Origin of the sequence: Campylobacter portucalensis (assembly GCF_009690845.1) — a bacterium.
In the GTDB taxonomy this organism is placed as follows: domain Bacteria; phylum Campylobacterota; class Campylobacteria; order Campylobacterales; family Campylobacteraceae; genus Campylobacter_B; species Campylobacter_B portucalensis.
In genome coordinates, this window is the sequence record NZ_VWSJ01000031.1 from 21,920 (window position 1) to 32,536 (window position 10,617).

12 protein-coding genes are annotated in these 10,617 nt (G+C 28.8%); 3 read left to right on the forward strand and 9 right to left on the reverse strand.

Going from position 1 to position 10,617, the window contains the following annotated elements; translation table 11 throughout:
* The first annotated feature begins 44 nt into the window (after positions 1 to 44).
* Positions 45 to 224 (forward strand): hypothetical protein, encoded by a 180-nt coding sequence (locus F1B92_RS07430; protein ID WP_154571217.1) that lies wholly within the window; start codon positions 45 to 47, stop codon positions 222 to 224.
* Here F1B92_RS07430 and thiD read toward each other — a convergent pair.
* From thiD to F1B92_RS07445, 3 genes are all read right to left on the reverse strand, one after another.
* Positions 199 to 984 carry a bifunctional hydroxymethylpyrimidine kinase/phosphomethylpyrimidine kinase gene (gene thiD, locus F1B92_RS07435; RefSeq protein WP_154571218.1) on the reverse strand — a complete coding sequence of 262 codons (786 nt, stop codon included), beginning with the start codon at positions 982 to 984 and terminating at the stop codon, positions 199 to 201. The two genes, F1B92_RS07430 and thiD, sit on opposite strands and share 26 nt — an antisense overlap.
* A gap of 76 nt (positions 985 to 1,060) precedes the next feature.
* Positions 1,061 to 1,612, reverse strand: coding sequence for a hypothetical protein (locus tag F1B92_RS07440; protein ID WP_154571219.1), 552 nt, complete (start codon positions 1,610 to 1,612; stop codon positions 1,061 to 1,063).
* A 1-nt stretch (position 1,613) separates the two neighbouring features.
* Entirely contained in the window at positions 1,614 to 4,007 is a 2,394-nt protein-coding gene (locus F1B92_RS07445; protein ID WP_154571220.1) for a molybdopterin-dependent oxidoreductase, read from the reverse strand.
* 128 nt (positions 4,008 to 4,135) lie between these two features.
* Between F1B92_RS07445 and F1B92_RS07450 the strand changes: the two genes are divergently transcribed.
* Complete coding sequence (locus F1B92_RS07450) at positions 4,136 to 4,804, forward strand: response regulator transcription factor (protein WP_154571221.1); 669 nt, start codon at positions 4,136 to 4,138, stop codon at positions 4,802 to 4,804.
* A gap of 17 nt (positions 4,805 to 4,821) precedes the next feature.
* Here the strand turns inward: F1B92_RS07450 and F1B92_RS07455 are convergent, their stop codons facing one another.
* The 4 genes from F1B92_RS07455 to F1B92_RS07470 all read right to left on the reverse strand — a co-directional run bounded on the left by F1B92_RS07455 (position 4,822) and on the right by F1B92_RS07470 (position 8,624).
* On the reverse strand, positions 4,822 to 6,792 hold the full coding sequence (locus F1B92_RS07455) for a TonB-dependent receptor domain-containing protein (RefSeq protein WP_154571222.1): 1,971 nt from the start codon (positions 6,790 to 6,792) through the stop codon (positions 4,822 to 4,824).
* Between the two features lie 143 nt (positions 6,793 to 6,935).
* Positions 6,936 to 7,166, reverse strand: coding sequence for a hypothetical protein (locus F1B92_RS07460; RefSeq protein ID WP_154571223.1), 231 nt, complete (start codon positions 7,164 to 7,166; stop codon positions 6,936 to 6,938).
* On the reverse strand, positions 7,150 to 8,214 hold the full coding sequence (locus F1B92_RS07465) for a DHH family phosphoesterase (RefSeq protein WP_154571224.1): 1,065 nt from the start codon (positions 8,212 to 8,214) through the stop codon (positions 7,150 to 7,152). The genes F1B92_RS07460 and F1B92_RS07465 overlap by 17 nt, the downstream gene beginning before the upstream one ends.
* A 2-nt stretch (positions 8,215 to 8,216) precedes the next feature.
* Positions 8,217 to 8,624 (reverse strand): Rrf2 family transcriptional regulator, encoded by a 408-nt coding sequence (locus F1B92_RS07470; protein WP_154571225.1) that lies wholly within the window; start codon positions 8,622 to 8,624, stop codon positions 8,217 to 8,219.
* A 164-nt stretch (positions 8,625 to 8,788) separates the two neighbouring features.
* On the opposite strand from F1B92_RS07470, the gene rpsO reads away from it, so the two are divergent.
* Positions 8,789 to 9,061: a 30S ribosomal protein S15 gene (gene rpsO, locus F1B92_RS07475; protein ID WP_154571226.1), complete on the forward strand. Its 273-nt coding sequence runs from the start codon at positions 8,789 to 8,791 to the stop codon at positions 9,059 to 9,061.
* Positions 9,062 to 9,090: 29 nt separating this feature from the next.
* Here rpsO and cmoA read toward each other — a convergent pair whose 3' ends face one another.
* Positions 9,091 to 9,795 (reverse strand): carboxy-S-adenosyl-L-methionine synthase CmoA, encoded by a 705-nt coding sequence (gene cmoA, locus F1B92_RS07480; protein ID WP_154571227.1) that lies wholly within the window; start codon positions 9,793 to 9,795, stop codon positions 9,091 to 9,093.
* Positions 9,785 to 10,606, reverse strand: coding sequence for a bifunctional riboflavin kinase/FAD synthetase (locus tag F1B92_RS07485; RefSeq protein ID WP_154571228.1), 822 nt, complete (start codon positions 10,604 to 10,606; stop codon positions 9,785 to 9,787). The genes cmoA and F1B92_RS07485 overlap by 11 nt, the downstream gene beginning before the upstream one ends.
* Positions 10,607 to 10,617 lie beyond the last annotated feature (11 nt).

A 10,617-nucleotide genomic window follows, 5' to 3' on the forward strand; every position in this document is an offset into this window, starting at 1 on the left:
TAATATAATATATTAAAATTACACAAAAATTTAAAGGCTATATAATGAGTAGAATTATTATTTTTATACTATCTTGCACTATAAGTTTTGCTAGCCAAACTTGCAATGATGACAAAATTTTAGATGAAATTTTTGGAAAAACTTGCCAAATAAAACCAAATTTTAAGCAAAAATCTTCATCTAAAGATATCAATAAAACTAATAAAAATCATAAAAATGATTGATAGGATTGCATCCGCTACCAACTTTAAAAGATTTATTTATAGCATTAAACACATAATCTTTTGCCAATCTTACAGAATCATTTAAAGTCAAGCCATTTGCTAAATTTGCAGCAATTGCACTTGATAAAGAACAACCAGATCCGTGAGTGCTATTAGTTTGCAGTCTTTTAGTTTCAAAAAATTTAAATTCGTCTCTACCTAAAAATAAATCAACTGAATTTCCATCTATTTCACCGCCTTTTAAAAATACAGCCTTTACACCAAAATTTAAAAGTCTTTTTGCAGCTTCAATCATATCATCTTTTGATTTAATCTCAAATTTCAAGATCTCTTGTGCTTCAAATTTATTTGGTGTTATAATTGTAGAGATAGGAAAAAGATATTTTACAATAGCCTCTTTTGCTTCCCCTTCTAGCCAAATATCACCATTTTTGCAAGCCATTACAGGATCGAGTATAATTGGGGGACGATTTTTTATCTCTCTTAGAGTTGAAGCAACAGCGTTTATAATATCCACACTAGGAACTACGCCTATTTTTATTGCATCAACTTTTATATCTTCAAAAATAGCTTTTATACCATCACTAATAATTTTAGAATCAACTAATTCCATACCAAAAATACCCTTAGTATTTTGAGAAGTTGTAGCAGTTACAACACCCATTGCATAAACTTTATGAGCGATAAACACTTTAATATCGGCCAAAATTCCAGCACCGCCACTTGGATCAACGCCTGCTATACTCAAAACATTTTTCATTTTACACTCCAAGATAAGAATAGTGGCAGATTATATCACAAAAATATAAATTTAAGGCCATATTATAGCCTTAAATTTACTCCTCTTCTTTTGCAAAACCATCCTTTGCGTGAGATTCTAAAAATCTTAAAATTCTAGCTTTTTCCTCATCATTTATCTTAGCAAAATACTGCATAGCAGATAAGTAAGCATCCCACTCATTCATTAAGTGTTCAGCTGGATGATGTCCTGCATGACAACTCGTGCAAGTATCATAATAAACTAATTCTATCTCCTCCCAAGCAGGGTATTCTCTATCAACTAAATCTGAACTTTTTACTAAATATTTTTGAGCATTTTTTGCAACTCCGCTATTTAATTTTAAAAAACTAGATAGCGGAGTGTTTGTATTTTTATCGTTTTTATAAACTAAAAATCTCTCATCAGCTCCACTTGTAACACCTTTTACTTCTATCAAGGATAGCTCGCCTTGATTTTTTATAAGTTTTACAGGGGTTCCTTCATAAATTTCACCAACAACTTCATTACTATTTGGATCTATTAAATTTGTTTTGATATTGTAAATCCACATATTTTTTCCAAAAGCAAAACTACTTAAAATTGCTAATAAAAATATCACTTTTTTCATACTATGCTCCTTTTACCACTGGTGCTTTTATGCCCTTATAAGGCTTAGCATTAACTTTTTTTATGTTTGCAAGGCAAGTATTTGCTGTAGTGGCTTGTGCCATTGTTGAAGTCGATATAGAGCTTGTTAGAACATTTACATGCCCTGCATTACATCTTGGATTATCAATACTTTCAGGATCATACCAAACCCCTTCTTGAATAGATATAACTCCACTCATTATATCATTACTTACAACAGCTCCTGCCAATAAACTACCCCTATCATTAAATACTTCAACCGTATCGCCATTTTTAATACCTAATTTCTTAGCATCATCACTATTTATCAAAACAGGCTCTCTATTTCCTACTTTATAAAGTTTTCTTACAAAACAATTATCAAGTTGAGAGTGAATTCTATAAGTTGGATGTGGGCTTACTACATGAAATGGAAATTTTGCCACTTTTTGTGAATCTCCCAACCACTCAGCAGGCTCTATCCAAATTGGATGACCTTTAAAATCATCTAATTTATAACTATCAAATTTATCTGAAAAAATTTGAAGCTTGCCTGTTTCTGTTCTTAGCTTATTATTGACTGGATCAGCCCTAAAATCAGAGTGTCTTATATATTTATATGCACTTTCATCTGGTGTAAAATTTACAAAACCCTTCTCCCAAAATTCTTCAAAACTCATATAATTTGGACAATCGCTTCTATCATAAAAACCTTGAATTCTTTGCATTTTTGTCTTTCCGCCTGTAAATTTACGATGTTCTCTTTCGCCAACGATTTTTGCCATTTCTGCAAAAATATCATAATCATCTCTTGCTTCATAAAGCGGCTCAATCACTTTTTTCATAGCATAAACATAATCTTGAGAATAACTTCCACCATAACTTATATCATCTCTTTCCAAAGTAGTTGTAGCAGGTAAAACTATATCAGCCATTTTAGCAGTTGGTGTCCACCAAGGCTCATGCACAATTACAGCCTCTAGCGTCCTTAAAGCTTTAATAAGAGAATTTGAATCTGGCTGATGACCCAATGTATTTGCACCCACATTATAAAAAACTTTAACGTTTGGATAAGTTAGCTCTCCGCCTTTAAATTTAATCTTCTTGCCTGGATTTAAAATTGCTTCACTTATTCTTGAAGCTGGAATTTTATCTCTAACTTTATTTTTACCTTGTGGAAGACCAGCTGGAAGCATAACCCCACTTGCTGCTTGACCGCCACCTGAATAGTGCATAGAAAATCCAAATCCACCACCTGCAAGACCTATTTGACCGATAAAAGCAGCTAAAACCATTAAAGTCCAATCAGCCTGCTCGCCGTGATGAGCTCTTTGCATAGCCCAATTGCCCGCTAAGAAAGTTCTATTTTTTACAAAAGTATCAGCTAAAGCTTTTATCACACTCTCCTCAACACCTGTAATTTTGCTAGCCCAAGCAGGTGTTTTTTCTACCATATCTTCTGTTTTTCCTAATAAATAAGGTATAAATTTATCAAAACCATAAGTGTAGTTTTCAATAAAATTTTTATCATATTGATTTGAAGCATAAAGATAATGCATCATTCCAAGCATTAATGCTACATCGGTATTTGGGCGAATTTTAATCCACTGTGCGTTTAGCTTTTTAGCAATTGGTGTAAGTTGTGGATCTATTGTGATAAATTTAATATTTGATTTAGCATATTTATCGTAATATGAGTTATTTGCACGATTTGCAACTTTAAAATCTATTTGATTACATTTTAAAATATCTGCTCCCCACATAACATAAACTTGAGTGTTTTCTAATATCATTTCATGGGCAGTTTGAAGAGAATAAACCTCTAAATCACCAACTATTGTTGTATTTACCTTGCCTGCTGCACCATTGCTATGTTCTCCATCCATTGAAATAGCACCACCAATTACGGTATTAAAAAATCTTCCTGCAGTTGCAGAACAATTATGCAAAAGTCCAGGATGTCCCCATCCACCATAACTTGCATTATAAATTTCATTTGGTTTTACGCTTCTTAATTTTTCTAAAACTAATTTAATAGCCTCATCCCAACTAACCCTAACAAATTCCTCTTTGCCTCGAAGTTCAGGCTTAGAATTTGCCTTTATCCCTCTAGCTTCAAGATAACTTTTTCTAACACATGGATATTTAATCCTTGTAGGACTATACACTCTATCTATCCAAGCTTCACTCCAAGGAATTTTTGGATCTTTATCAGAATCTTGAGGAGTGATTTTTACCAATTTTCCATTCTCATCAACTTCGCTCCAAAATGCTCCAACATTTGATGCAGTAGGAATTTTTTTATTTTTCTTTTGACTTGCCAAAAGCGGATTAGAACAAGCCATTAAGCCCGTTATGCCAGCTGTTTTTAGAAAATTTCTTCTTTTTTCTTGCATTATAGCTCTCCTAAATAAAAATTTTTAAAGTAGATAGATTATATCTTAACACTTCATCTAAAAATCATCTTTAATTTTAATATCAGCTTATTTATTATAAAATACTTTATTTTTCATTAGGAGTTTTAATGAATTTTAAATATTTAAATGCTTTTTTTGTTACAAATGATAAAAATTTAATAGAAAAAACTAGAAAAAATAGAGATAAATTTAAAAATTTATATATTTTAAATGAACAAAATTTCATAAATACCTACCTTAATATCAACCTTGCAATCGATATAATCGTGATTGATTTAGATATTTTTCTAAATACTGATTTAGATAATATTTTATCATTTAAAAGCAGTCAACAATTCTTATTTTTAGCTTCCAAAAGGCAAATTTATCTTAAATTTTTAAATAAATTTAACGGTGGAAATTCAGCAGTTCTCTTTAAGCCAATAAAATTTAGTGCAATAATAGATAATATATCTTTACTTATTTTAAACCAAGCCAAAAGCAGTTTAAATTTAGTAAATTTAACAAAAAATTTAGAAATAGATATAGAAAAACAAAGGATTTTTTTAAATAAAAATGAAATTTTTCTAACCCCAATGCTTCACAAACTTTTAATTTTACTTTCACAAAATTTAGGTAAATTAGTTACTTTTGAGATGTTAGAAACTTTTGTGTATGAAAATAATACAACAAATAGAGTCATAATACAAAATTTAGTAGGAAATTTAAAAAGAAAATTCCAACTAAATATTAAAAATATATATGCAAAAGGATATGTTTTAGAAAAATTTGACTAATTTTAGTAAAATCTTAATCAAAAATTAGCTTTAAATTTAACCCAAAAACTTCTACCTGGCTCATAAACTCTAGTAGTTGGTGCTATATCAAGAGTAGATATGGCCGCTCCATTTTTAGAGTTGTGGTAGCTATAAAGGGTATTATTTAAATTTTGTGCTAAAAGTAAAATTTCGTAATTTTTATATTTCACGCCAGCGTTTAAATTTAGAGTCCAAAACTTATCACTATATCCTAAATCTCTCCCCACTACATTTCCATAATCTTTTTTATATCTATGTTGAGAGGCATTTGCATAGATTTCAGAATTTATAAACCAAGTTGGCTTTTGAATTCCTAATGAAAATTTAAAACTCAAAGGTGAAATTTGAGGAAGAGGATCGCCTTTAGCTAAGCCGTTTGTGTTTTTTAAATTTTTAGCATAAGTATATGATAATCCTGCCTCTGCTTTTAGCATATCATAAAGTAAAATTTCTGCATTTGTTTGAAAACCCATCATTATAACATCGCTATTAAAGCTAATTATATTTTGATTCTTATAATGAAGCATAATATAATCATCAATCCTTGAAGCAAAAAGATTTAAATTTGCTGAAGTATTTTGCCCTCTATATGCACCACCAAAATCAACTTGAGTATTTGTCTCTTTCTTAAGCTTATATCCATTTTTTGCGCCATTAACTTTGCCATTTATCTCCCAAAAATCAGGTGCTCTTTGTGCTACACCAAGTCCTGCATATAATGTCAAATCATCAAAATAGTTTTCAAATCTTAAAAATCCAGAATATAAATTTTCATTTTTATCTATTTTTGATTTATGAAATTTTATACCAACTCTGTCATATCTCAATCCACTAAATATCCCAAAACCATCATATAATTTTTCGCCTTGCAAGAATATAGATGAATATGTAAAATCTGCGTTTTTAGAAAATGGTTTTGATTTTATCACATCTTGTGCTGATTTTTGTGAGTTTTGTTTTCCAGACATTCTTGAAATATGGCTATCTTTATAGTGTGAAATTCCAGAATAAATTTTAAAATCATTAAAATTTAACTCATTTTCTAATCTAAAGCCTTTGATTACGCGTTTTGGATTGCTAATCATAAAATCTTTTTTAGCAGGTCTAAGAGAGAAATTATCCATAACATGATCTATTTTATTATAATAAGCATCAAATTTAACTTGATGTTTATCAATATCTTGCACAACCCTTAAAGCGTATGAATTTCTATCAAATTTTGATCCATCCATCATCCTATCTGCATAACTAGCCTTACCTTTGCCGACTTCTGCACTAAATGATACTGCGGTGGTGTCAGTTGGGGTTATGGTTGCTGTTAAGACGATATTTTTTCTATCATAACTTGAATGAACTATTTTTGAGTTACCATCCTTATAATCACCGCTCTTATACAATCCACCAAAAATTTCAACACTGCCAAATTCATTACCAATTAAAGCATTTAAATTTAATTCTTTTCTATTAAAACTACCGTATAAAGCACTTAAATTAGCATTATAAGAAATTTTGTTTAAACGATTAATGCCTCTATCAAAAATAACTCCACCGCCTATAAGTGAGCTAAATCTTACATCTTGAGGGCCTTTGATTAGCTTTGCATATTTATAATTTTGTGGCGATATATAGGTGATTGGGGTATCCATCCTCCCACCACAACCACCATGCAAAAGAGAGTTATTTATAACTACTGGAAGCCTTGAGGCACCTTGGGATCTATAAAATATCTCACTTCCACCGCCACCTTTTCTAGCCATCGAAAATCCTGGTATATCTAAAAGTGATTTTGCAATATCTGAATTTTCTAAAATATTTTTATTGCTAGAAATTTTAACTTCCACTGGCTCATCGAATGTATATTGTTGAAAATTTTCTTCCACCACTACACTTTCAAGGGTTTTTTTCTGAACACCCAATAAATTTATAGAACTAAACAACAAACAAGATAAAACAAAAGATACCCTCATCAATCACCTCCATTAAATTTATACTGTATTTTACAATCAAATATGCATAGAATTCACAATATAGAATAATTTGAAAATAAAATATGATTTTATATAAAATATTGTGTAAAAAAGTAACAACCAGCAAGCAATTCTAATATCAACTACTCAAACAACTCTTTATGGTTAATCTTCATAAATTTTACCACTTCTAAAACTTCATCAACTCCATTAGCTTGGCTATTTTGCAAAACATCATCTATAATTTGCGTATAAATTTCAGCTGCTTTTTGTAAATTTTGCTTTTTAACTCCAGCAAAATACAAAACCCCCTCAAGTAAAATACTAACCTCATAATATAAATCTTCTAACTCAACATTATTTGGCGATTTCATTATCTGCCTCTTTCTCTATTTTTTGTGTCTTTTTGGATATCAATTCTATTATTTGTGATTTTATTTTATCATAACTATAAGCATCTTTAAAGGAGTTAAAAAGCCCACCGCTTGCATTTTTATGACCTCCACCGCTTATTAAATTTTTAGCCATCAAACTAACATCAATATTTCCATTTGCTCTAAAACTCATCGTTTTTCTTGAAGTAACATCTATAAAAAAATCAATATCAGAATTTTGAACCAAAAAGTCATTTCCTATAACCGAAGTATTTCCGATATTGTATGTTAAAATCCCTTTTTTATCAAAATAGCTTATCTCAAATCTTTCTCTATTATCACTTAATTGCTTGACTATATATTTAGAAACTAAATTACTTAATGTATCATCGCTATCTTTCATAAAAAATCTTTTTTTGATAGAGTGAATTTCCATATCAAGTTTAATATGAGCATCCTCTTGCCCCCAAAATTTAAGTGCTTGTGATAAAAGATAAAATATATACTCTCTGCTTTCATCACTAAAAATTACATTATTTATCTCTTTTGCTGATGAAACTATCCCCATACAAACCTTACCAAATTCAAACCAAAGCTCATCTTTTAACCAAATATCTACTGAATTTACTATCTTCACATACTCTTTTAACTCATTATCATCTTGAAAAATTTCACTAAAAAAATCATATGTTATTAAAGTTGCACAACGGCTACTATCTAAAAAATACCACGGAAATTTTTTTGCACATTCTAAGCCACTTTGATGATGATCTAAAAGCAAAATTTTAGAATCAAGTGCTTTTAAACGATTCTCAAAATTTTCGCACTGCAATAAATTTAAATTTAAATCTGTTATTAAAACTAAATTTTTTTGAGATGGATTAATATTTTTATTTTTTTCTATTAAAAGAAGTATTTCATCAAATTTTTCATCAATTTCTCTTCCATAATTTGAGTTAAAAAACAAAATATCATCAAAATAATTTTTAGTAACTATTTGAGCTGAGTATCCATCTAAATCTGTATGAGAAAGGTGATAAATTTTCATCCTTAAACCCTTTTATTTATAATATCATCAAGAGTTATTGTATCTAAAAAATCATCTACTTTTAATTGCAATGAGTTAAAAATCGACCAAATTTCACATTTATCATTTTTTTTAGGACAATCTTCTATAGAAATCGAGCATTCAAAAACTGTTGCTTCGTGTCTTTCAGCACTATTTATAATCTCTTTTAAATTTATTTTATCACGATCTCTAGCCAAAGCAAAACCACCTTTAACGCCTTTAAATGAATTTAATATCCCATCTTTTGCCATATTTTGCAAAATTTTAGCTAAAAAACTTTTTGAAATTTCAAGCTCTTTTGATATAGTATCTACATCTTGTGGTTTTGATTTTTTAGCTATAAAAATCAAAGAAAACAAAGCATACTCACTAGCTTTTGTAAAAAGCATTTACTCTCCTTATTTTTTCTGTATTGTAATAAAAATTTACTATCAAATAGTTTAAATTTAAGAATTTTCTCTAATTTTTTAATGAAATTTTTAAATTTATATATTCTTTAAGATTAAATTGCTATAATTTTGGTTTTTATTAATTACCTATTAGGAGGTCAAATATGGCTTTAGATAAGGCTCAAAAAACACAAATAGTTGCGAAATTCGCTAGAAAAGATAACGATACTGGTTCACCTGAAGTTCAAATAGCACTATTAACCACTAGAATTTCAGAATTAACTAAACACTTACAATCAAATCCTAAAGATTTTTCATCAAGACTTGGTCTTTTAAAATTAGTAAGCAGAAGAAAAAAACTTATGAAATATCTTAAAGCTACAAAATACGAAGTTTATACCAATCTAATAAATGAATTAAATCTAAAAGATAGATAGTTTTAAGCTCTTTTTAAAGGGCTTAAATTTTATTTTATAGCTAAAAAAGTTGCAAAATTTCCCCACTTAAAAATAGTCTCTACCATTTTAAAACCAGATTTTTTAAGCATATTTTTATTTTCATCTTCACTAAAAGGTATCAAAACATTTTCTAAAGCCTCTCTTTTTTGAGAAATTTCAAATTTAGAATATCCTTGATTTTCTTTATAATTTTCATAAATGTCAATAACTTGCTTATTTACTCGCTTATCTTCAAAAAAGATTTTTTCACTTAAAACAAAAACGCCGCCTTTATTTAGATTTTGATAAATCTTATCTATAAATTTCTCTCTTAAAAGCGGTCTAATAAATTGCAAAGTGTAGTTTAAAATAACACAATCACAAAATTTAAAATCACTATTTAAAATATCTGCACATATAAATTCTATATTAGCACCAAATGCCTTTGTTTTATTTTTTGCAATCTCTAGCATATGAAAAGAATTATCAATTCCAACTAGATTAAATTTACTATTTTTCTCAAAAAGTTTTAAAAGCATTGAAGCTGTCGAACAACCCAAATCTACAATCTTCGCATCGCTTTTTAGCTCTTTTATTAAAAAAGATATTATTAAATTTGATGAAATTTCATAGAAAGGAACAGAACGATTTATCATATCATCAAATACGCTGGCCACATTTTTGTCAAATTCAAACTGTTTTGAGATTGGCTGTTTAAAAATTTCATCCCTCATAATACTCCTTTAAAATTTTCTTAGATATCAAAATATCTTTTGAAATTTGCATTTTTAAATCATTTAAATCAAAAAATTTTTGATTTTCTCTTATAAAATCAACAAAAAAAAGCTCTACGTCTTCTACATTTTGCTTAAAAAATGGCTCAATTATGTGAGTTTCAATAGAAAATTTCGAGTCCGTGCTGTATCTTTTACCTAAAAAAGTTATAGAATCATAATTTCTTCCATCAACTTTTATTATGGTTGCATAAACTCCATTTTTAGGTAAAATTTGATCTTGTGTTTCTAAATTTAGAGTTGCAAAAAGCCTATCTTTGCCAATGCCTTGACCTTTGACAACTTTACCAAAAATACAAAATAATCTTCCCAGTAAAAAATTAGATTTTTTAATATCTCCATACCTCAAAAATCTTTTAATATCGCTAGAATGGACACTTAAGCTATTTTTTATAAACTCATCTACTACAAAAACATCTCCATCAAAAAAAATCTTTAAATCACTCACATCACACTTTCTTTTATGTCCAAATTTAAAATCATATCCAACAACTATTAGCTTTAAATTTGCAAACTCGTTTTTAATTGATTTTATAAACTCATCTCCGCTTAAATGCTTGATTTTAGAGATATTTTTATAAAAAATCGGTAAATTTATAAATTTTTCTCTAACTGGAGTTAATTTTTTTAAGCTATTTTCAATCACCAAAATCCCGCCCTTTTCATCTAATTGCTTAAAGATTTCCATATGCCCTAAGTGAATTCCATCAAAATGTCCGATTGCAAGAGAAGTAATAGCAGATTTATCCATTTATATTTAAC

What these genes read in the sequence shown, in the direction of transcription:
- F1B92_RS07485 (WP_154571228.1), bottom strand. Translation starts at nt 10,606, where the DNA reads ATGGATAAATCTGCTATTACTTCTCTTGCAATCGGACATTTTGATGGA.
- rpsO (WP_154571226.1), top strand. Translation starts at nt 8,789, where the DNA reads ATGGCTTTAGATAAGGCTCAAAAAACACAAATAGTTGCGAAATTCGCT.
- F1B92_RS07450 (WP_154571221.1), top strand. Translation starts at nt 4,136, where the DNA reads ATGAATTTTAAATATTTAAATGCTTTTTTTGTTACAAATGATAAAAAT.
- cmoA (WP_154571227.1), bottom strand. Translation starts at nt 9,795, where the DNA reads ATGAGGGATGAAATTTTTAAACAGCCAATCTCAAAACAGTTTGAATTT.
- F1B92_RS07430 (WP_154571217.1), top strand. Translation starts at nt 45, where the DNA reads ATGAGTAGAATTATTATTTTTATACTATCTTGCACTATAAGTTTTGCT.
- F1B92_RS07470 (WP_154571225.1), bottom strand. Translation starts at nt 8,624, where the DNA reads ATGCTTTTTACAAAAGCTAGTGAGTATGCTTTGTTTTCTTTGATTTTT.
- F1B92_RS07465 (WP_154571224.1), bottom strand. Translation starts at nt 8,214, where the DNA reads ATGAAAATTTATCACCTTTCTCATACAGATTTAGATGGATACTCAGCT.
- F1B92_RS07445 (WP_154571220.1), bottom strand. Translation starts at nt 4,007, where the DNA reads ATGCAAGAAAAAAGAAGAAATTTTCTAAAAACAGCTGGCATAACGGGC.
- F1B92_RS07455 (WP_154571222.1), bottom strand. Translation starts at nt 6,792, where the DNA reads ATGAGGGTATCTTTTGTTTTATCTTGTTTGTTGTTTAGTTCTATAAAT.
- F1B92_RS07460 (WP_154571223.1), bottom strand. Translation starts at nt 7,166, where the DNA reads ATGAAATCGCCAAATAATGTTGAGTTAGAAGATTTATATTATGAGGTT.
- thiD (WP_154571218.1), bottom strand. Translation starts at nt 984, where the DNA reads ATGAAAAATGTTTTGAGTATAGCAGGCGTTGATCCAAGTGGCGGTGCT.
- F1B92_RS07440 (WP_154571219.1), bottom strand. Translation starts at nt 1,612, where the DNA reads ATGAAAAAAGTGATATTTTTATTAGCAATTTTAAGTAGTTTTGCTTTT.